Origin of the sequence: Pedobacter sp. KBW06 (assembly GCF_003852525.1) — a bacterium.
GTDB lineage: Bacteria > Bacteroidota > Bacteroidia > Sphingobacteriales > Sphingobacteriaceae > Pedobacter.
The window spans coordinates 1,386,828-1,409,274 of record NZ_QAJL01000003.1; the positions used below are offsets into that span (position 1 = coordinate 1,386,828).

13 protein-coding genes are annotated in these 22,447 nt (G+C 44.4%); all 13 read right to left on the minus strand.

The genetic code is table 11. From position 1 onward, the window contains the following. Positions 1 to 10: 10 nt before the first annotated feature. A complete protein-coding gene (locus DBR43_RS20635; protein ID WP_124584237.1) occupies positions 11 to 1,138 on the minus strand; it encodes a TlpA disulfide reductase family protein in 1,128 nt (375 codons plus the stop codon). Between the two features lie 111 nt (positions 1,139 to 1,249). Beyond that, on the minus strand, positions 1,250 to 2,278 hold the full coding sequence (locus DBR43_RS20640; RefSeq protein ID WP_124584239.1) for a DUF4465 domain-containing protein: 1,029 nt from the start codon (positions 2,276 to 2,278) through the stop codon (positions 1,250 to 1,252). 14 nt (positions 2,279 to 2,292) lie between these two features. Then, a complete protein-coding gene (locus DBR43_RS20645; protein WP_124584241.1) occupies positions 2,293 to 3,786 on the minus strand; it encodes a RagB/SusD family nutrient uptake outer membrane protein in 1,494 nt (497 codons plus the stop codon). 100 nt (positions 3,787 to 3,886) lie between these two features. Beyond that, a complete protein-coding gene (locus DBR43_RS20650; RefSeq protein ID WP_158622562.1) occupies positions 3,887 to 7,282 on the minus strand; it encodes a TonB-dependent receptor in 3,396 nt (1,131 codons plus the stop codon). Between the two features lie 273 nt (positions 7,283 to 7,555). Next, entirely contained in the window at positions 7,556 to 8,758 is a 1,203-nt protein-coding gene (locus tag DBR43_RS20655) for a FecR family protein (RefSeq protein ID WP_124584245.1), read from the minus strand. 64 nt (positions 8,759 to 8,822) lie between these two features. Next, positions 8,823 to 9,416, minus strand: a complete 594-nt coding sequence (locus DBR43_RS20660) for an RNA polymerase sigma factor (protein ID WP_124584247.1) — start codon at positions 9,414 to 9,416, stop codon at positions 8,823 to 8,825. Between the two features lie 150 nt (positions 9,417 to 9,566). Further along, positions 9,567 to 10,043 (minus strand): hypothetical protein, encoded by a 477-nt coding sequence (locus tag DBR43_RS20665; RefSeq protein ID WP_124584249.1) that lies wholly within the window; start codon positions 10,041 to 10,043, stop codon positions 9,567 to 9,569. Between the two features lie 193 nt (positions 10,044 to 10,236). Further along, the gene (locus tag DBR43_RS20670; RefSeq protein WP_124584252.1) at positions 10,237 to 11,997 is read right to left on the minus strand and encodes a cellulase family glycosylhydrolase; all 1,761 of its coding nucleotides are present in this window, start codon (positions 11,995 to 11,997) and stop codon (positions 10,237 to 10,239) included. A 155-nt stretch (positions 11,998 to 12,152) separates the two neighbouring features. Further along, complete coding sequence (locus DBR43_RS20675) at positions 12,153 to 13,031, minus strand: family 16 glycosylhydrolase (protein WP_233603064.1); 879 nt, start codon at positions 13,029 to 13,031, stop codon at positions 12,153 to 12,155. 69 nt (positions 13,032 to 13,100) lie between these two features. Next, a complete protein-coding gene (locus DBR43_RS20680; RefSeq protein WP_124584254.1) occupies positions 13,101 to 14,501 on the minus strand; it encodes a PKD domain-containing protein in 1,401 nt (466 codons plus the stop codon). A gap of 11 nt (positions 14,502 to 14,512) precedes the next feature. Continuing rightward, on the minus strand, positions 14,513 to 16,006 hold the full coding sequence (locus DBR43_RS20685) for a RagB/SusD family nutrient uptake outer membrane protein (RefSeq protein WP_124584255.1): 1,494 nt from the start codon (positions 16,004 to 16,006) through the stop codon (positions 14,513 to 14,515). Positions 16,007 to 16,022: 16 nt separating this feature from the next. Next, on the minus strand, positions 16,023 to 19,142 hold the full coding sequence (locus tag DBR43_RS20690; protein ID WP_124584257.1) for a SusC/RagA family TonB-linked outer membrane protein: 3,120 nt from the start codon (positions 19,140 to 19,142) through the stop codon (positions 16,023 to 16,025). Positions 19,143 to 19,361: 219 nt separating this feature from the next. Continuing rightward, positions 19,362 to 22,283, minus strand: a complete 2,922-nt coding sequence (locus DBR43_RS20695; RefSeq protein WP_124584259.1) for a triple tyrosine motif-containing protein — start codon at positions 22,281 to 22,283, stop codon at positions 19,362 to 19,364. Between the last annotated feature and the right edge of the window lie 164 nt (positions 22,284 to 22,447).

Here is a 22,447-nt window from a genome sequence, read left to right on the forward strand (position 1 = left end):
GTAGTATCCCCTATTTGGAAAGTATGCTTTTCAACTTCTCCTGAAGCGCTTCGCCCCTCAGGTTCTTTGCAATAATTTTTCCATTTGGATCAATCAGGTAGTTTTGAGGGATGCCCTTGATGCCGTACATCTTTGATACCGCATTGTTCCACCCATTCAGATCACTCAATTGTGTCCAGGTCAGCGCATCTGCTTTGATGGCCTTTAACCAGGCTTCTTTTTCTCCAGGCTGATCCAGAGAAACGCCTAGCACCGTAAAGTTCTTATCTTTGTATTCCGTATAAGCCTTAACGACATTCGGGTTTTCCGCACGACAAGGGCCACACCAGGAAGCCCAGAAATCCAGCAATACATACTTTCCACGAAAATCAGAAAGCTTAACAGCCTTGTCATTGACATCATTTTGCGTGAAATCAGGTGCCACAACACCAACTGCCGTAGCTTTCTCAATTGCAATCTGTTTGGTAAAGTCCAGCCCTTCCTTACTTTCTCTCAGACCTTTAGATAAACGCAGGAATAAAGATTCAGCTTTATCCACCTCCATCTCTCCGGACAATTCCTTTAAAGCCTGCAGACTAAAATAAGAATCAAGGTGCTGCCCGATAAAGGCCTCCTGAATCTTCGCCTTTTCTTCTGAGGCAGGCTTGTATCGATCCTGCAAACCCTTCATAAATTCCTCTTTTTCTTTCTGCTCCTTACTTGCTCCCGCCCAATCAGCATTGATTCCCGCAATTATTTTCTCCGGACCTGCAATCGCTTTCCGGTATAACGCATGAGCTGTATTGATCGGGGAACCCGAGATCACCGCATTCTTTACAGAATCCCTGCTTTTCAATTTCAGCATTCCTTTATCCAGATAAAGCGATAACACATCCTGATTTTTTACCGAGCGGCCAGCTTCCTGATGTTCTAAGATAATTTTGGCTGAACTGGGGCCGGAAATCTCCCCCTTAAAAGTAAAGACTCCGTTTTTTAACACGGTCGAATCTTTTACCATGGCCCCATTTTGCCGGTAACTCAGGTAAACTCTTGATTTGGCTCCCGCCCCCGCTATTTCTCCCTGTACATGGAACGCCACATTTTGTGCATAAGACATTACCGGCAGGGCAGCTATTAATGTGAAGATTATTTTTTTCATAACTATCGTTTGTTTTTTATTGTTTTAAGTGCTTTTTATTCATTTTAATTTCCTTCGGAACTTGTATTCCAAATTTGCCTACTATGACCAAGCTCATGATCCTTCCTTTTTTTATTTCCTGAGTCTGATCCCGTCCAGGCAGAAATAAGGAGGAACAGGTGTAGAAGAAGAAAGATGAAATACGAGTTTATCTACCGTTCCTAAAGTTGCCAATCCTACTTTGAACCAATCCTGCTGTACATAATTTAATTCCGGATTTGCAGGATCTACTTTTGGCCGGATGGCCAGCCAATAATCCACATTTCCAGTGGGCGTTCCGGCCTTAAAGCCTTTCACCGTCAATTTCACGTACCCCTTTGAAATGCCTTCCGCAGCCTTAGTTGAATCCGCTTTTACTGCGGCTTCCGGTTTTCCGGCGAGTCTTGCAGACTCCGCTGCCGTATGTCCCGCCTGTGCCTTGGCCAGGTTTTCTTCCCCCGATAGCCGGATCACATTTGTCCCCCCGGGCCCCGGTAAACTAAAGCGGCCATAACGCGTGGTAGAAGTATTGGCAATGAGGATGTTTTTAACCTTCCCTCCCGTCATCAGGTACGTCTGAGTCTTTGGATCCAGCGTTCCTGAATAAGCAGAACCATAAGATTCCAGCAATACATTGTAAGTCGTATTGGCCACCAGGATGTGTTCCACCACCCCTGGTTTTTCCAGGGTAATGGCTGCATCTTCATCCTTTACACTCGCCACCAGGTAACTTCCCGTCTGGTTTGGTTTGGAAGTAAATACACTAAATATCGTGGAATCTATGCTCGCCTGCTTTTGAGCAGCCGTTAAGCCTCCCACAGGCGCAAAATCAGGACTCAGGTTCCATGGATAAGAACGCCAGTTCTTATTCGACAGCGCAAAGCCGCTGAACGTTCCATCCCCATTCTTTTTCACATTTACAGTAATTCTTCCGCTTCGATCATTTCCTACCTGAAATGGAGCGTCTGGAATCCTGTACGAGAATTCAGGAAGACCTTGTTCTTCAAAAGTAATGTCATCCGGATAGGGAATCCGGATTTCCTTTTTCTCTTTTGAGCAGGAAAAGAAAGAGAGCATCGCTGCCGCAATCAGCAGCATTCTATAAGAAAAGTTCTTTTTCATATGTTCAGTATTGTCTATTTTAAATCTGGGTTTTGTACCATCAAAGTATTGTTAACCATTTCCACACGCGGGATGGGCCAGCAGAGTTTATTCAGCTCAAAGGCTTTGTTCTCCTTAATGGCAACAATCCAGGGTTGTCCATCTTTTTTGAAGCGGACAGTAGCAAACATTTCGCTTCCATTTTCCATAAAGAGCTCCATAAAAATTTCTTTAAAGATCAGGTCCATCAGTTCCTCCGAATTTTGCGGGTTTAAAGGCGCCAATACAGGATTCGTTCTTTTGGAACGCATCTCATTGATTGGAGCAATCGCCGTTGAAATTGCAGCTCCCGTTCTTGCCAGTAACTCCGCCTTCATCAGGTACAATTCTGAATACCTGAAATAATAGGCCGCATACTTTTCATCCTTCGGATTCGCTTGTGCCCCCGCATACCTGCCCAACCTCGCCAGTTTTTTGAAGCAGTAACATTGTTTATCGTCCCAGGTTTCCGGTGCACGTACCGCTCCGGTAACTATTGGCCATCTGGGGTCTGCTTTAAACCAATCTGCGCCGTATTTCAGTCCGGCTGTTAAAGTTTTATCTATCGGTAAAGGCAGGCGGTCACCCCCATAAATAATTCCATAGGTATAGGTAAAACCACCTTTGGAAGCCCTGGAACCATCATCTTCCAGATACCTTACAAAAAGATTCTCTTTGGAATCCCATGCATTGCTATACACCTCAGCTAGGTTAGATTCCATGGCAAAAGAAGCGGAAGGATTGGCCAGGATTTCGTTTACCAATGTCAAAGACAATTGAAGATCCGCAACCGTATTCCGGTATCCTCCACGGTACAGCAATAATTTCGCCTTCAATGCTTTTGCAAATTGCTTTGACAGGTAACGCGGAGAACTGAACTCCCCTAAGTTTGCAATGGCATAATCCAGGTCCTCATAAATTTTCTGATAGCTTTCCCCTACAGTGGAGCGGGCTTTCAACACATTTTTAAGACTAATCACTTCATCCCTGTAAATGATGCCATACGCATCTGCATCTTCGGCCCACCAATGACCAAAATTCCAAAGCAAATTGGCATGAATCCAGGCCCTCAGACACCTGCCTTCCGCCAGCATAGCCGTCCTTTCCGGGAGGGGGACTGCAGCGTCTGATAATTTACCAATTCCCTGAATGGCAAAGTTTGCCGCATTCAGGCTCTTATAAAAACTCTGCCAGATCACAGGTATATTTGTTCCGGGATTCGACTCGTTATAAGTCAGGTCATAATCCGTCTGCGCCGTAATATTTACAAAGCCCGATTTTGTGGCCTGTGCCACATAAAGTGCTCCCGACCAACTGTCGTTCTGAAAACTGGCATACACCCCTCCAAGGGCTGCTTTTGCAGTACTCAAATCTTTAATCGCATTATCGCCGGTAAGGGAATGCAAAGGTTGCTCATCCAGGAAATCTTTGCAGGATGGCAAAGCAGAACCAATGAACAGCAGGAGTATAAAATATAATTTCTTTTTCATCAGTATATATTTGTTTTTTTATCGGTGATGAAGCGATCATGATCCTGATATACAATTCGTTGTGTAATCTGTAAGATCATGATGGTTTCATCAGGATAGCCTATTTAAAAGTGAACTTAATGCCTAGATTGTAATTTTTTGCCGATGGGTAATAGCTGCCATCAATCCCCATTCCCGTGCCTATAGCACTGGAGGACCAGTTTCCCTGAGGATCAAAGCCCGGATAACGCGTTAAAGTAAAGAGGTTACTCGCCTGGAAAGTCAGGTCAATTCCCTGAATGATTTTGTCTTTAAACATTTTTTCCGGCAAACGGTAGCTGATGTTCAACGCACTAAGCCTTACATAAGAAGCATCATACAGCCAAAAATCGGAGAACTCTCCATTTTCACCCAGTCCATAAGGTGTGATCCTTGGCATGGAAGCCTCATAAGGACTTAATAAAGTAGCACTTCTACCAGCAATCAGGTTACTATGATTATAACTTCCCATATACCCGGCATCATCCATTGGCATGCTCCAAAGACGTTTATTGCCGTAAGCATAAGTGAACGTGCCATTGATCATAAAGCTTTTATAAAAAAAGGTCATCCCGAATCCCCCGAACAGCTTGGGATCTGAACTTCCTAATTTCACCCGATCGTCTGCGTTGATGATTCCATCACCGTTCTGGTCTATAAAATAAAGATCTCCCGGATTTTCGGCCGCATCCCGGTAATATTGCTTTGTGCCCACAGACTTCCTTCCCTGAAGGGCGATGACCTCTTCAGCCGTCACAAATAAGCGGTTTGCCGTTTGATAACCAAACCATTGACCTGTCCTTTCTCCCTCTTTCACTTTCATATACGTCGTAACATCACTCGGGAAATTAAGCTCCCTCGTCACCCCGTTAATCTGCATAATCCGATTGTTGTTTCTTGCCGCATTAAAATCAAGCGTCAGGGTAAAATCTGTTCTTTTCAAAACATCAACACTGACATCGAACTCCATTCCGTTATTCTTCAATGAAGCAACATTAGAACTGACGCTGTTAAAGGAAGTACTCGAAGGCAAAGGTTTGCTATAAATCAATTTGTCTGTTTTTTTCTGGTAAATACCGAAAGAGCCCCGAACCCGTTCATCCCAAAGCCCAAAGTCAAGCCCTAAATCTGTCATTTGGGTTTGCTCCCATTGCAAGTCATTATTTCCTATCGAGTTCGGTGCAATCGCAGGGTTTTCATTATACCTGGACGAGCCAACCCGGGTCATCCAGTCGTAATCTCCAAGGTTTTGCGATCCCGCCTTTCCCGTTGAAGCCCTTAATTTCAAATAGGAAATGACTTTACGCAGCTTTTCATTTTTCATAAAATCTTCCTCTGTGATGAGCCAGGCTACCGCTGCAGAAGGAAAAATCCCCCAGCGCTTATCCGGTCCAAAACGGGAGGAACCATCACGGCGAACCGTTCCTGAAAGGATATACCGGTTGTTATACTTGTATTGCAACCTTGCAAACTGGGAGATCAGCCCGCTTGCTGTATAGCTCTCCCCAAGAGCTCCCCTCGTTGCTGCAGAGGGAAAGTCATTCAGGATGTCATCATCAGGAAAATTCGTGCCTTCCATACTATAGCCCAACGCAGTATTCTTCTCCATGGAGTAACCTGCCAGCCCCAATACGTCATGCTTTCCAAATGTCTTGGCATAGGTCAGCGTGTTTTCCCAGACACTCGTCTGGTTCTTGTTATTGCTCCAGGATCTGCTCCCTTCCGTATTAAAAGTACTGCCCCGGCGATCGTAATCCAATCGCTGTGTATTTGCATAATTGGCAGTATAAGCCGTTCTTAACAGCAGTCCGTCCAGAATGCTATATTCCAGAAATCCAGTTCCATTAAACAATTGTCCCGATCCGGATCTGGTATTCAGAAGTGTGGTGTATGGATTTTCAGTATAGGCATCCTTAGTGAACAAAGTTCCATCAGGATTGTAAACAGGGATATCCGGTCTGATCTTTTTCAGCACATCCAACATATAATCCTTATTGTTGGTATTTCTGGTAGAACCGCTTAGATTCAGGCCAAATTTAAAACCCTTTCTTAATTTAGCTTCCAGGTTAAGCCGACCACCATACAGCTTGCTTCCTCCCGTTTTTACAATACCATCCATATTGGTATTGTTCAGGGAAACATAGTATGCGATATTTTTAGTTCCGCCCCTTAGAGAGACATCATGCTGCTGTGTCAATGGATTCCGGGTCATTTCCTTCATCCAATTGGTGTTTCCCTCATAATATGCACCCTTTAGTTTTTTAAGGTCACTGGCTTTGAACTCACTGGTATTCAAGCTAAAAAAAGCCTGCTCATCAAGGAACAATCTCGTAAAGTAGTCGAAACCTCCCTGATTCATCACCTCAGCCCTTGCCGCTATATCTGCAAAATGCTCATATTCCGGCCCCTCCATATATTTATAACCATTAAAATCCTGCCGCTGATAACCGAAGCGGGTAGAGACTTCAATCGTGGGATTCATCCCTTCTTTTCCTCTTTTAGTGCTGACAATCACCACTCCGTTTGCAGCTCTGGATCCATACAATGCCGTTGCAGAGGCATCTTTGAGGATGTCGATACTTTCTACATCATTCAGGTTCAGGTTATATAGAGAATTGGCAATGTTTCCGGAGGTAGCCGTAGAATAATCCGGAACGCCGTCAATAACCCATAACGGCTGGTTATTTCCGGAAAGGGAGGAGGCACCCCTGATCACTACACTGATCGGAGAAGTTGGTGAAGCCGACTGGATCGCCACGTTTACCCCGGAGGCCTTACCTTGTAATAAGCTTTGAATCGTGGAACCCATTGGGGCATTTTGCACTTCTTTTTGTCCAAGACTGGCAATAGATCCGGCGATGTCCTTCTTTTTTGCGGTACCATAGGCCATCACCACAATCTGTTCCAAAGAACCCAGATTTTCTTCCAGTACGATGTGCAGCTCGCTCGCCCCTTTCAGTGCAATTTCTTTTTGCTTATAACCAATGAAAGAAACGATCAACACCGCTTTATCGTCGACATTTTTCAGCTCAAATTCTCCCTGAGCATTGGTCATCACCGCCTTCCCGGTCTCCTTTACCTTTACAGTGGCTCCTGGTAAAGGTTGTCCTTTTGCATCGGTGACCCGGCCTTTCAGCTCTTTTGGAGGGAGCGCCGCGGTTGTTTTGGCTTCTTTCCCCGGGGAAATCCTCTGGGCAATCACAATCGTTTTATTCTCTATGCTATAATCAAAAGGCTGGTCCCTGAAGCATAAAAGCAAAACTTCAGAAAGCTCAGCTTTCACCACATTCAGCGTAACTGGTTTTGCCGAACGCAACAGGCTAAAATTATAGAAGAACACATAACCGGTTTGTTTTTTGATGGAGGAAAAAACTTTTTCCAATGGCACATCTTTTCCGGTATAGGTCACCGTTTGTGAATAGCTGCTGGCAAAAACGTTCATCACGACCAAGGTTGTCAGAAAAAAGGTGAGTTTCATAATCAGTCCTAGTTGAGCTGAAAACTGCAGTTTTAGCATACGAGAAACCGGATGCCAAAATCTTTGTAAGTCATCATCATGGCGACCACTTTTCAGGCGGTCACCAGGTATAAAAAAAATCATACATTTGTTAGGTTTAGGTTGAAGAATAAGGTTTGTTGAACATTTTTTATTGAATTAAACCTGGACAGGGGACCTTCTTAAAAAGATCCTTCGCCAGGAGTGTTGCAAGCGCTCCTGGCTTTCTTTTGGTTTAATTCTTTGCGGGTAACATTAGGGCATAACGATTACCTCCCTTCCTTCAATTCTAAAATGAATCTGGCTCTTATTTAATATTTTGAGTGCCTGAACCAAGGTCAGGTCCTTCTGAATTGCCCCGCCGAATTCCAATGCCGGAACAGGACCTTCATAGCGGACCGTCACATCATACCAACGGGAGATCTGCCGCATCACGGTTTTGATGTCAGCACGGGTAAACTGCAGGTAGCCCTCTTTCCAGGCCAGGCATTCCTCCGTATCGGCGGGAACAACCTTTATTTTATCCTGACTGAGTATAGCTTGCTGTCCTGGCCGAAGCAGGAAACTTCCCGTCCCGGGCATTACCCTCAGACTTCCTTCCAGTAAGGTCGTCTTCGTACTCTCCTCATCATCATAAGAATTCAGGTTAAAATGTGTTCCCAGTACCTCAATCACCTGGGCTTTTCCGGCTGTGCCGGAGCCGGTACTCACCTTAAATGGCTGTTCTTTATTTTTCGCCACTTCAAAATAGGCTTCCCCCTTTAGTACGACATGACGTTCTTTGAGTTTACTGAAAGACTGCGGGAAAGTCAGAGCAGAAGCGGCATTGAGCCAAACCTTCGTTCCATCTGGCAAGTTGATCTGATATTGTCCACCTCGCGGTGTAGCAATGGTATTGAATTTTGGCTGCCCGTTGGAAGCTTCATTTTCCGCTCCTCCGGCAGCCCCGGTATCATAAATCACCTGCCCCTCTGCGGTCTTTCGGATGGTAATCCCTGCCTGCCTGGCAAGGGCGCCATTTTCGGCATCGGTCAATGAAATCTCTGATCCGTCGGCAAGGATCAAAATGGCTTTATTCCCTCCGGGAGCAATATCTGCCGTAACCTGTTCCGGAAAAACCCTTTTCGCTTCCGGAACCACTTGTTTATAAAAATAAAGGCCCACAGAAAGCGTTAACAATACCACCGCAGCAGCAAGCCATCGGAACCTCGCAAGAAGCGGTTTCCTGGTGATGACCACAGGCTTATCTATTCCAACAATTTTTGTCAGCATCCCGGACCAAACCAAGTCTCCGGTCATTTTCGTGGAAGGTTCCTGCTCCTCCAGCATCATTTCCGAAATCCCTTCCACAACAGCTTCCGCTTCCATCCCCGTCAATTCCAGCAACTGCCGGCTTTCCTCCAGACTGAGTGTCCCTTTTTCAAATTTTCCCAATAGCTGTTTTATCTGTTCCTTCATAGCTTCTGATACTAAGAAGCCGCAAAAGGAATTAAGGACTATCGGGAATTAAAAAAAAATAAGATTACTTCAATAAGGCCAGATAAGCCAATATACTGAGGGTCACGCCATGATGACGTAAATGTTCCCGAATAGACTTCAGAGAGATCACTAATGCATTTTTTACGGTATTTGGAGAAAGTTGGAGGGAGGCTGCAATTTCAGGAATATTTAATCCCTCGCCCCTGCTCATCAGATAAATTTTTTTTCTTTGTGCCGGTAGGCGGTCAACAGCATCGGTAATCAGCTGATTGATTTCATTGAGCTGAATCGTATCAATCGTCGTATTGCTTTCATGGGCTTGATCTTGTCTGAGGTTGTCAATGGCCCTGGCTTGCTTCAGTACCTTTCTAAGGTGACCAAGACATTCGTTTGAAGCATACTTGTACAACCATGCTTTTACATTCTCTACCTCATCCAGCTTATCCCTGTTTAACCAAACCCTCAAAAAAGTATCCTGAATAATTTCCTCAGCCGCAGCAGCCGATTTTGTAAAGCGCAAAGCGAACGCTTGTAATACAGGGAGATAATGATAGAACAAAACACCAAATGCCTGCTCGTCCCCTTCCGAAATTTGCTTCAACAACAGCCGTTCATTAAAAATTTGTTTTAATGTCATACCCTTAATTTCCCCCTACATATCCTGAAATGTCTTTTTAAGACCTGAAATACGTACCGTAATGTTAAATAATTATTTTGAAACCATTCGCATTGTAAAAAACAACCTCCAATGATCCCACAAAAATCCAACACTAAAAAAAGGGCTTCACTAGCTGCCTGGCTCAGTCTTATTCCTGTTTCGGTTCAATTTCAAGGTATCTGAAGGAGCATCTCCCAAATAAAAAACCACAGGAGGACCTGTCTTTGTTTGCTTTGGCCTGTCCCTGCATTCGCCTGAAAATTTGATGCTGTCGGTGAAGAAAACCACTTTCGAACTGTCCTCAAAATAATACCTTCCAAACACAGAAGTAAAGCAGTCATTTCCACACCAGGCAACGTAATTACTTACAAAGTGTTCCTTGTCTACAAAATCAATGATATTTCCCACCCACATTCCAACACTATCGGCATGGGGTATCAGTACATAATTACCAGGGTCGCTGGATGTCCCAAACAATTCTTTGGTTTCAAATCTCTTTTTCGAAAGCGTGTTTTCAGTTGCAGTATACTTATGTTCTTCTGTGTGGCGGCTGTTACAGCTTAAGGTAAGCGTAAGCAGCATAAGGTATAAAATAGCAGGCTTCATATGGTAATGACGCCAATATCCGCGCGATTCCATAAACTAACAACGTAAACTTTTTAAAGAGTTTCATTCTGAGCAGAAAACCAGTTTCATCCGCTAAAAACATCAATCTGTTACCTCTGCAGAAACAGCGATAAACAAAAAAAGATGGCCTCTCCAGGCCATCTTATCAATTTACAATTAAACACGAGAGCGTTTACTTTTCAAAGCGGATGCTGCTAAAATTGAAGCCTCCGGTATTTATATAAACTCTTAATTTCTGTATGCCTTTTGTTAGTTTGATTCCTTTCAGCAACAGGGGCTTGAAAAGCTCCGGCCCACCGGTTTCCGGAATATTTTTATTGTTCAGCACTGTTTTTCCGTTCACTAGTATGGAGATGTTTCCTTTATCATCCTTTGCAGCGACATTCAGTTTCAAATTATAAACTCCTGCCTCCTGTACATTGAGCGTATACTGCAGCCATTCCCCGGCTTCAGTATCACTTACAAAATATCCTGCTTTCGGGGCCTTTCTGATATCTACGCCATCATTCCGATAGGTTCTCCCCCGGTTTCCGATGGTTGTCTTTTGAGTGGAAACATGATAATCTGCCGTATCCTGGTCAAAATAAGCTTGTCCGTTGATCCCCAAATCATAATCTACCGCAGCAAGACTGGTTCCGGCTTTAATCACATTGGCTTTAAACGGTTTGGTTTCTGAAGAGAAAGGCTGGCGAAACATGGCATCTACCACATCAGCATGAAAGATATTGTGTTCTATTTTTAAATCTTCAGCCAGTTGCATCAATCCTTTTTCCGCAACAGCAGCCGAAGGTCTTGGGCCTTCCCCATTCCAGTACTTCAGTACCGCATCGTATTCCAGATTGCTCTTTACCTGCAATGGATTGTTATGCCCCAGCTTTTTCAATGGCCACCAGGCCCAGCCGATGTTGTTCTTTTCGAAAAGCCGGATCGCTTCGGTGAACCAGACGTTAGAGTTTTCCCCGGTTTCTCCCAGCCAGACCGGTACATTCTGCGCTGTTCTTGCCTTTTCCATTCCTGCCACAGAAGCCTGATCATTAAATGCCCAATATTTATGAAAGCTGAGCGCCATATTCGGATCCCAGACCGGGAAAATTCCGTTATAGTTATTGCCCCAGCCATTTCCCTCAATGATCAGCAAGTGCTTTTGATCCACCTCTCTTATCGCTTTGGTAATCTCTACCATCAGCTTTCTCAACCCTGCATTTTTTTGTTCTTTTAATCCGTTCTTATCATTTTCCCGATCTTCAAATCCCCAGTTCGGTTCATTGATCAGATCATAGGCAGCAACCCAGGGTTCATTTGCATATCGTTCTGCCAGCTTACGCCAGAGTGCTACTGTCTTTTGCTGGTTGGCTTCACTATCCCATAAAGAAGGAGTCTCCGGATTCCGGTCAGAAATGTTTAAGTCGTTCCCTTGTCCGCCGGGTGCAGCATGCAAGTCCAGGATGAGGTAGAGCTGGTATTCTTTACACCAGGCCAGCAAGCTGTCCGTCATCGCAAATCCCTGCTCAATCCAGGTATTTTGCCCGGGTACAGGCTCCTGATCTACCGGTAAAGTATACAAGTTAAAATGCATCGGAAGGCGGACAGAATTAAACCCCCAGTCTTTCATTGCCTTGATGTCTGCTTTACGCGTATGATTGGAAAGCCAGGCTTTATAAAACAATTTGGTTTTATCTTCCCCAATCAGGTCTTTTACCTTTTCCCGGATTTTAAACTGCTGGCCCCCGCCCTGCAGGCCTAACATGTAGCCCTCCTGAACCATCCATCCTCCGAAACCCATTCCTCTCAGCAGCACATTCTCCCCTTTTTCGTTTACGATCTTCTTTCCTTCTGCCCTTAGAAAACCCTGAGCAACAGCCTTTTTCAAATCGGAAAAAAGCAATATTATACACAACAGTGCAGTTAAAGGAATTACTTGTCTTATGTTCATATTTTTCATCAGCATATCACTGTTTTTTTTCGTGTTGTTTATTGATTCTCAATGGTTCTCAAGAACTCGTAAACTCAGTTTAGCGGTTATGAAATGATCATCAGCAGGTTCATTGCTTTGTAAGCGATTGCCTGGGATGGCTTCATTTGCGCAGGCTATTTTTCAATCATTTTATAATACCTGACGTAATCCAGTTCAAATTTTTGCGGGAAGATGGTATCGTCGATTCCTTGTGCACCTCCCCAGTCGCCCCCTACTGCAATGTTTAACAACAGGTGGAATTTCTTATCAAATGGCCATACTTTATAGCCTGATCCTTCATTCACAAACTCAAAGACTTTCTGGTTATCAAAATATCCCCTGACCGCATAAGGCGTCCAGTCTACCCGATACAAATGGAAAGCCGAGCTTGCTCCGGGAATCTTCATTGTACTCGTTTTTTGGGTATTGATTTTAAAATAATAGGCTTCGGTATGTGTCGTGAAATGGACGTTATCCTGATCATATCCAACATGCTCCATGATGTCTATTTCTCCTGATTTCGGCCAGTCTCCATAGGCCCGATCTGTAGGCAACATCCATATTGCGGGCCAGGTTCCTTTACCTGAAGGCAATTTTGCCTTTACTTCAATCCGCCCGTAAAGGACATCAAGCTTATTGCGGGTCACCAGTCTTGCCGAAGAATAAGCCATTCCGGCACTGTTTTCTTTTCTTGCTGTAATCGTCAGCAGGCCATCGCCAACCTTACTGTTTTCCAGGTTATTCGTGTAGTTCTGCTTTTCGTTATTTCCCCAGCCGCTCCCACCGAGGTCATAATCCCATTTTGAAGAAGATGCCGGACCGGTATAATCAAATTCATCATACCAGAATGGAACAGTTTCAAAGCTCCAGTTTTTGTCGACAGGAACATTGGTAACCGGGGGAAGGATAACTGGTCCCTCATCTTTGGAAGTGGAACAGGAAATTAAAGAAAATAAAGCTACAATTGAGGCAGTAAAGATGGTCATCATTGCTATTCTTTTGTTGATATACATACAAAGCTATTTTTAGAAAAAAGGAAGCCAGCCTGAATGCAAACGATTCAGCCTGGCCTTCCGGATTCCTTATTTAAATTCAAAATCGTCAATGTAGAAAATTCCAGGATTTGGATGTCCTTCTCCTCCCAGCTGAACTACAATTCTGTCGTACACCTTGTCTGCTGCATAGGCAGAAAAATCAAATTCCAGTTCGACCCAGCTGTTAAAGACACTGATTACTTTTGCGACGTCTCTTTGTGTGGTCCATGCATCACCTCCAAGTAAAGAGTTTTGAAGTTTGACCGCCACTTTCGGGTTTACTTTGGCAAAATCATTATAAGAAGGCAGGAAGACCTTCATTCTCAGCTTATTTTTGGTACTCAGGTCCAGTCTGTGGGTTAAGGTAGCCTGTAAATTTCCGTACTGAAAATCCACCCCATCTTTTTTTGCATAAAAACCAACCTTGGCAGAGGTGTTGCCCGTCAGCGGTGCAGGATTATCATAAGCCCTTTTATAAGTGATATTTTCCGCCAGCCAGGTCACATTCCCCGCGGCATCAAAATCATCACTCAGGTTTGCTGCTTTCAGGGGTTTTTCCACCACAACAGGTGGTTCCGGGACAAAGCCCTTTCTCGACAGGCGCAGGTACCAGGCCTGATCACCTACCGCCTTACTCGTAGTCCTCAGGTACATCTGATCATTGGTAATGGAAAGGATCTCATATTGAGAGGCCCCTGTATAATAGGCAATAAAACCATTGTCCGAAATATTGATAAACTTCTTACCCCCACTGAAGACCAGTTTCCAGGTCATATTAGCAGGCGGAGTATAATTGACCATTACATCTTCTGTAGCTCCGGTTACGCCCAGGTCTTTCGCATTGTCTTTATTGGCATAGGTTGTTCCGTTATTCGCATAAGTATATTTCCAGCCGTTTAGGTTGAACGTCATCTCATCATCGTAAATACCAAAAGCTTTCTTTTCTTCCGGTCCCGCTTTAAACCATTCATCCGTGCTCCCGGTGATCGGACCTAATCCAAGATGTCCTACCGTTCCCTTTTCTATCACCCAGGTCTTTCCGTTGACATTCGTTGCAGTACCTGTTAAGGCATCGTACTCAGGTCCCCTGAGCATATCAGTATTCGTTTGTGCAATCACCACCTGTTTGGTCACAGAAGCAAATCCTTCTTTTGTGAAGACGGTGAGTTTTACCGTATAGGTTCCTGCTTCCGGATAGGAACCACTAATGGTATTTCCTTCCCCTGAGGTGCCATTTCCAAGGTCCCAGATGGCCTTAAAGCCTCCGGATTCATTTTTAAAATCTACGATATTTGCGTTGGAGGCCTTAGGGCTTGCACTAAAACTTACAGCTCCGGGAGTGCCCCCCTTATCTACAGGAAAATCTGTCCGTTTACAGGATGCCATCATTAAAATCAGCCCTGCCAGCAGGCAAGTCCAGGATTTAAGGCAGTTATATGGAGTTCTCATCTTCTTTTTAATTAATTATATCCAGGATTTTGTGTGATTCCGCCTTTAGTAAGGTCGATTTCTTCTTGAGGGATTGGCAGGTATTCGCTCCTTCCAACTGCAAATCCAGTCAAAGCAGCTGCTGCTTTCTTCGTGCGTACCAGATCAAAGAAACGATGTCCCTCTGTAGCCAGTTCCATTCTCCGCTCGTTATAGATATTGTCGAGTGTAGCCGATACACTTGTCAAACCAACCCTTGCCCTCACCAGGTCCATTAAGGTCTGTGCCCTTCCCTGATCGCCACCGGAACGTACCAGAGCCTCAGCTTCCATCAGATAGGTATCGGCAAGCCTGATTTCTACTTCATTGATCGGCCAGTTTAGGTCAGCCGTACCGCTCGTTGCCCTTACGGCCGCCAGTGGCGCATATTTTTTAATAAAATAATCCGTATTCTGATACCTTGCCCTGTAAGTTGCACCCTGTGTTTTTAATTCATTACCGTCAATAATGGTATAGGCAAACCGCGGGTCGTTCTTCATGAAATCCACCAGACTTTCAGTTACCGGACAGAAGCCCCATCCATTGGAATAAATTGGTCCGTTATAGCCGTCTGCCCCGATAAACTGAGGTGCAACATTACCTTCACCGCCGTTTATGAAACCCCAATCTCCCCATGCCGCGTTATTGGAATGTGGAATTTCGAGAATCGACTCTGCACTGAATTTATTTCTCGGATCAAATACATCTCCGAAATTTGGAAGCAGCTGGTACCCATAATTGGTATTCACATCCTTTAAGATGCCTGCTGCTTCAGCCATTTTAGCATTATCATTGGAGTACAACAAGACTTTTCCGAGTAAAGCTTTTGCCGCTCCCTGGGAGATTCTGCCTTTTTCTCCCGCTGCAACTGAAGCAGGTAAAGCAGGAAACGCTTCTCTCAGGTCTTTTTCAATCTGTGCATACACCGATGCGGGATCCACCTGTTTCTGTCCATAAAGTTCAGCCGTGCCCATTATCTTGGTGATCAAAGGAATCCGTCCAAAAAACCTCACCAGGTCAAAGTAAAAATAGGCCCTCAGGAATTTTGCCTCTGCTTCAACACGGGTTTTGAAGGCGGGAGTTAAAGAGGTATTGAGTTCCATCTTGGACAGCAAAATATTTACCCGGTAAACCCCGGTAAAGTTTTTACTCCACAAACCTACCTGAGGCCCTACCCTGGAATCCATTTTAAAATTATCAAAGGCAACCCAGTTCGGCTGATCAGAAGGACTGCTTCCTCCGGCATAACAATCGTCTGAGGCAGCGCTCAGCAAAGGCATTTTCATCGTATAGCCGCCTGAGGTTCCCCATTGCATCACATCGTAGGCCGCAATCAGTCCCTGATATACTTCTTCATCGGTTTTATAAAAATTCCCTTCCAAAGCAGTCCCTCTGGGTGCCACTTCCAAAAAGTCTTTTTTGCAGGATGTTCCTGCTTGCATGACCACTACAATAGCGATCAGATATTTTATTTTATTGAATGTCATAATTTCTCTTTTTAAGTTAGAAACCTAAGTTTAAGCCAATGAAAAAAGTTCTTGCCTGAGGGTAATAACCGCGGTCAATACCAAAACTCCCCCCTCCGATCTCCGGATCATAGCCATTATACCTGGTCAGCGTTAACAGGTTATTTGCCATCGCATAGATCCTGACTTTATCCAGGCCAGCTTTCTTACTGATCGATTTCGAAAGGGTATAACCCAGCTGTACAGTCTTGATCCGGAAATAATCCCCATTTTCTATAAACATTTTAGACACCCTGCCGAAATTCTGATTGGCATCATCGGTGGTCAGCCTCGGAAAAGAATTGGTAGATCCTTCACCAGTCCACCTTCCTAAAGCTTCGGTAGTATAATTGGATGAAGGAAGGTCAAAGCGGCGTAAGCCATTAAAAATCTGATTTCCCGCAACACCCTGTCCGAAGACCAGGAAGTCAAATCCTCTCCAGGCAGCAGACAGTGTCAAACCATAACTAAAGTCGGGCGTAGGATCTCCGAGAAATTCTCTGTCGGCATCGTTGATCTTTCCATCTCCATTGAGATCTGCAAAACGGATATCACCAGGTTTTGCATCCGGCTGAATGGGATTTCCCGCAGCATTTTTATAATTTGCGATCTCTGAGGCATTCTGAAATAAACCTTCGGAACGGTATCCGTAAAAAGACCCGATGGCATGCCCAACTGCAGTCCTTGTCAGCTCCAGCTGTTGAGGAGTGATCCTGGCACCGGCAAGAAAATCTTTATCATCTCCAAGAAAATCAATCCTGTTTTTTATAAATGTCGCATTGGCATTGGCTTTAAAACTAACCTCTCCTATCGTTTTGGCGTAACCCAGCTCAAATTCAATCCCTTTATTGGTCAGGGTTGCTATATTTCCGATTGGTCCGTTGTTACCCACATAAAGCGGCACCCTTACATCCAGCAACATATCTGTTGTCTTTTTGGTAAATACGTCTGCAGTGAAAGTAAATGTCCCGAACAAAATGGCATCCAATCCAATATTTGTAGAGGTTGTTTCTTCCCATTTGAGGTCTGGGTTTGACAAGGCATTAGGACTCACCCCATTTACCAGAACCGGGAGAAGACCAGTACCAAGACTATAATTTCTACCTCCGCTTACGGTAGACAGGTACCTGAAATCACCGATCCTGTCGTTCCCGGTTACCCCGTAAGAACCTCTGAATTTCAGCAGGCTGATCACTTTGTTTTCAGGAAAAAAGTCTTCTTTCGAAGCTACCCATCCAAGAGATACGGATGGAAAATAACCATATTTATTATTTGGGCCAAAACGGGAAGAACCGTCTCTCCGGATGACCCCGGTAAAGAGGTACTTTTCTTTGAAATCATAGGTAAGACGCCCAAATAATGAACTCAGTGTACTCAGGTATTCGCCCCCATAAAAATTATTATCCAGACGGGCTACAGGAAATTGCAATGAGGCATCTTTCAGGTTATTCACCGGAATTCCTTCTTTCACACCACCCAGATTTTCGCCTTTATTCTTTTGTGCAGACATCCCCGCAAGCGCCTGAAAATGATGATCTCCAATGGTTCTTGAATAGGTAGCCGTATTCTCCAGCGTCCAGAAAAGTCCCCGGTTCATGTTACGGGTATAGGCATTTACTTTTGATTCTGAAGTCGAGGACAGGTAGAAGACAGGTCTGAAATTCTGATCACCCCAAAAGGCAAGATCTACCCCACCCGAAGAGCGCAGTTTGAGGCCTTTCAAAGGTTCTACTTCCAAAAATAAATTAGCTACCACTTTATCTGACCAGTTGTCTCCCTGCGCTACGGCCAATGCAGCCAAAGGGTTTAAGATTTCCGACTGCGCATATGGGGAAATTCCGTAAGGAAAACCCTCGCTGTTTCTAACCACCGGAAATTTGGTATATGGAGGCGCATTAAACTTCGCGGGATCACGCTCTACTGCCGGAGTGATCGGATCCATATTGATGGCCCTTACCAGGGGACTTCCATACTCATCATTTGTGGCGACACCAATACTATTAATTCTGGTGTAACCGATATTATTTCCAAAAGTAATCGCGTTGGTGATTTTATGTTGTGAGTTAAACCTCGCTGTAAAACGTTTGTATCTGGAGTTTTTACTTGCTACGATCCCTTCCTGATCAAAATAGCCCAGGGAACTGAAATAGGTAGACCTTGCAGATCCTCCCTGAAAACTCAGTTCCTGATTGTGCCATAAAGCACTATTGTTAAAAACTTCTGATTGCCAGTCTGTACCCTTACCCAGCGCAGCAGGATCAGGGAATACGATTGCTGTTGCCGGGTTTGCAGCTTTGGAGCCTGCTACGGCCGCTTCATTGTAAAGGGTTGCATACTGAGCGGCATTCAGTAATTTAAGCTTATGATCCGGTGCCTGGGTGCCTACAAAACCATTGTAATTCACTCTGATTCTTCCATCGGTATCCTTCCCTTTTTTGGTCGTCACCAATACCACTCCATTCCCACCTCTGGCTCCGTAAATGGAGGCAGATGCAGCATCTTTAAGCACTTCTATCGACTCAATATCTGATTGACTCAGGTAATCAATTCCACCTTCTACCTGCACGCCGTCCACAATAAACAGGGCGTCGCTGTTTCCAATGGTGGTTGTCCCCCTGATCCTCAGGGTAGCGCCTGATCCCGGTTGTCCGGAGGCACCAGTGATGGTAAGCCCGGCGGTTCTGCCTTGCAGCGACTGTTCGATCCTCGTTACCGGCATATTCTCCAGATCTGAAGCTTTTACACTGGAAATGGCTCCTGTAACTACACTTTTCTTTTGGGTACCGTAACCGATCACTACAATTTCATTTAGTGAGGTTTCATCTACAGTCAGCGCTACATCAAGACTACTTCCTGTTACGGTAATGATCTGGGGCTTCATGCCCAGCTGACGGAATTCAAGCTTTGCACCCAGGACAGCAGCGATGCCATACTTTCCTGCACCATCTGTACTGGTGGCTTTCGAAGTCCCTTGTATTGTGACGGTAACGCCCGGCAGTGGTTTCCCATCTGCATTGTCTGTTACCCTGCCCGTTACTGTTACTTCCTGTGCCCTGGAGGCAAATGGTGAGAGAAGTAAACAGCACACGAAGAAAATAAGAGTAATACTTCTTTTCATACGATTTAATTTAGGTTAATTAATATTTGGTTAGCTGGCCAGTGTATATTTTACACCAACAGAATCAAATCTATATCAGGAGGGAATTATTTGTATAAACAGGCAGACCTACACCGCCACTACAGCAGCCGGAGAAGCAGGACAACAGCGCTGCGGCAGGCCCTACATTACTACTACAACGAATACTCAAAAACCTAATTAACAGTAACTTAAAATAAATTAACCTGTTGCATCAGATCTAAAGATCGCAATGAGAAAATCATACAAATTAGTTTCGGACTGCAGGCGCAGTTTTTTCCTCAAACGGTAACGACCCACCTCTACTGCCTTAATGGTGATGTTCATCAGTTGCGCAATTTCCTTAGTAGAAAGATTCATTTTGAGGTAAGCACTCAGCTTGAGCTCATTGGGGGTAAGGTCCGGATACAGGTCCTTCAGTTTATTGAAAAAGTCTGCATTTACAGAGTTGAAATGCATAGAGAAATTATCCCAGTCCTGATCGCTCTTTTCCACATCACGGATCAGGCGGATCAGGTGCCGGAAACTTGGCGAGCTATCATTGATGTCGTGATTTTTAATGACGCTGGAGATCACATCTTTAATTTTAGCCAGGACCTTTCCTCTTTGCACAAGGTGCATGGTCATGGTCGACAATTCCCGGTTTTTATAATCCACGTCTGCCTCCAGCTTTTCATACTCCAGCCGGACGATTTCCTTTTCTGAACGGTCCATTTCCAACTGGTGCAGGTAACTCAGTTTTGCCTGCGCAATGCGGTGTTTCTTTTTCTGCCATTTAAACAAAAGGTATATGATCAGGCCAAACACCAGCGCGTAAAGAAAATACATCCATAAGCTCTGATACCAGGCCGGCAAGACTTCGAAGGTATAAGAAACGGGTTCAGATTCATTACCGACACTATTCCTTGCCTTTACGGTAAAGCTGTACTTACCGGCAGGCAGGTTGGTATAGTCTTTTTCTGTCTTTTGCAGCCATGGCGACCAGCTCTTATCGAAACCGACCAGCTGGTAGCTGAATTCAATGTTCTTGCGGTGCTCAAACAAGGTAGAAGAATATTCGAAATGCAGGGAATTGAAAGCATTGGCCAACCTCAGACTGCCGGAGAGGTCCTGCGCATTGCTGATCGTGTCCTGTTTCATAAAATAGCCGCCAAAAATCAGGCTATCCGTTTTCCCGATCAGGCGGATATTACCAATCACCACCTGAGGTCTGGAAATATTATCCAGGTATTTGGCATAATTAAGGTGATAGGCCCCTTTATTTGCGCCGATAAATACATTCTCAGGATTCATCACATAAATGGATTCAAAACCGCCAACTACCTTTCCATCTAACTGAGGAAAGTAATGAATAGAAAAGGGCTGATTTCCGCGGGCCTGTGTAAAATCAAGCACTCCTACTTTTTTATTGGAGATAAACCAGACATTTCCTTTGGCATCCTCCTTTAAATATTGAATGGGCATTCCCTCTAATGCACTGTTGAGCAAGGGAAAAGGCGCAAACCTGTTTTTTGCCGGATTATATTCATATACACCGTTTTCGGTAGCGATCACAATCCTGTTTTTGAGCTTAAACACATAGTTGTACATAAACGAAGGGAGTCCTTGTTTATCATTATACACGTCTTGCTTAATGATCTTTTTATAATCAGCAGAAAGCTCAAATTTATAGACCCCATGATAAGGATGAGAAGCCCAAATGTGGTTATCGTTATCAAAAGCAATAAACCTTAAAGACTCTGTGATTCCCTCTACCTTGTTTCCATTGGTAAAATTTCCGTTCTGATAACTGATTTTCTGAAGTCCGAGATAAGAGCCTGCAATAATGTCTGCGGATGGAAAGACATTGGAAACCGGCTGAAACAGCCAGGTTCCCGGCACCGAATAAATCTGCCGGGCTGCTTCCCCTTCAATCACAGAAAAACCATCTTCATGTCCCATCAGCAGATGATTGTTCAGTTCAGACAAACTCCAAACCTGTCCTTTGGTATTTTTAACTTCGGAAAACATTCCTTTGGAGAGACTGAGGTCTTTGATACCCGGCTCTACAGGTGTTACATAGAGCCCATTTGAAGTCCCGATATAGAGGCGGTTATTAAATCCGGCCACCGCATAACTGGTGATCTGTTTACTTCTGTCCGGAAAAATATTCTTGACGGCGCTGTTGATGGCGATATAATCAATTCCATCATCCAGTGCCAGCCACAGATTTTTATTCTGATCAATGATACAGCCCCTTACGTTATTATTCTGCAGGCCATCCCTATAGGTATATCGTTGTACCAGTTTGCCGGCTTTATTGATGATGATCACCCCTCCTGAGGTGGTCCCTATCAGATACTTTTCTCCATCAATTCTCTTTGCATAATAAATCCGGTCGTTATAAAAAACCCCGTCAAGCACTGTTTTCTTTGCAATGAGTTTGCGGTCATGCATCAGCAACAATCCATTCTTCAGCGTGGAAACCAATAAGGTGTCCTGGGCATATTCCATAATACCCGTTACCACAGAATTGTTCAGTATCGGATCAGTACAGTAAGGCTTCCATATATGATCTTCATAGACCATCAGTCCTTTTCCTTTGGAATGTGCAAACAGCTGTCCTTTTGCCTGGCCGGCAAACTCCCAGGAAACTTCCGGTTTGTAGACCTTTACCGCCCCATCTTTATAATGGATAATGGCCGTTGTGGTTCTGAAAACCACTTCGTCATTTAAAATCGTTAAGTTCCAGACATCGGCAAATTTGCGGTACTTCTCCGGAATCAGCGGAACAATGGAATGGTATTTTAGCACCCCATGATGATCAGGGAAGAAATATCCCAGTTCATCTTGTCCGCCAACAAAAATCCTGTTCTTAGTATCAATCTCTACCGAACGTACTGAAGTAAAATTAGGAAGCCGGATGAGGTTCCAGAATGATCCGTTAAAGCTGAGTAAACCTTCATTATTTCCGAAATACAAAATCCCGTTTTTATCCTGAGCAAGGTCCCAGTTCTGAATCCCGGCCTTATATTGTTCGTTATTATAATTTACAATCTGCGGACTCGCCATCTGATCCTGAGCTACTCCGGCTCCAACAAAACAAAAAAATAAAAGTGTATACAGCAGTAAAGGTTTTCCCATAAATGATCGCGCAAAAAAAATCCGTATAATGACTAATAAGCCAAAATACGGATTTTAAGGTAGATAACACTGCTTAAATTCAACCCCTGCCCCCTCCCCAGGCAATGCCGGAGTTGAATTGGAAGTTCTGAGCCGGACTAAAGCCTTTAACCCGGAAATTCCCC

Coding starts and splice junctions, on each gene's coding strand:
- DBR43_RS20640 (WP_124584239.1), bottom strand. CDS start 2,278: ATGAAAAAGAACTTTTCTTATAGAATGCTGCTGATTGCGGCAGCGATG.
- DBR43_RS20655 (WP_124584245.1), bottom strand. CDS start 8,758: ATGAAGGAACAGATAAAACAGCTATTGGGAAAATTTGAAAAAGGGACA.
- DBR43_RS20680 (WP_124584254.1), bottom strand. CDS start 14,501: ATGAGAACTCCATATAACTGCCTTAAATCCTGGACTTGCCTGCTGGCA.
- DBR43_RS20690 (WP_124584257.1), bottom strand. CDS start 19,142: ATGAAAAGAAGTATTACTCTTATTTTCTTCGTGTGCTGTTTACTTCTC.
- DBR43_RS20645 (WP_124584241.1), bottom strand. CDS start 3,786: ATGAAAAAGAAATTATATTTTATACTCCTGCTGTTCATTGGTTCTGCT.
- DBR43_RS20685 (WP_124584255.1), bottom strand. CDS start 16,006: ATGACATTCAATAAAATAAAATATCTGATCGCTATTGTAGTGGTCATG.
- DBR43_RS20665 (WP_124584249.1), bottom strand. CDS start 10,043: ATGAAGCCTGCTATTTTATACCTTATGCTGCTTACGCTTACCTTAAGC.
- DBR43_RS20675 (WP_233603064.1), bottom strand. CDS start 13,031: ATGTATATCAACAAAAGAATAGCAATGATGACCATCTTTACTGCCTCA.
- DBR43_RS20650 (WP_158622562.1), bottom strand. CDS start 7,282: ATGAAACTCACCTTTTTTCTGACAACCTTGGTCGTGATGAACGTTTTT.
- DBR43_RS20670 (WP_124584252.1), bottom strand. CDS start 11,997: ATGAACATAAGACAAGTAATTCCTTTAACTGCACTGTTGTGTATAATA.
- DBR43_RS20660 (WP_124584247.1), bottom strand. CDS start 9,416: ATGACATTAAAACAAATTTTTAATGAACGGCTGTTGTTGAAGCAAATT.
- DBR43_RS20695 (WP_124584259.1), bottom strand. CDS start 22,283: ATGGGAAAACCTTTACTGCTGTATACACTTTTATTTTTTTGTTTTGTT.
- DBR43_RS20635 (WP_124584237.1), bottom strand. CDS start 1,138: ATGAAAAAAATAATCTTCACATTAATAGCTGCCCTGCCGGTAATGTCT.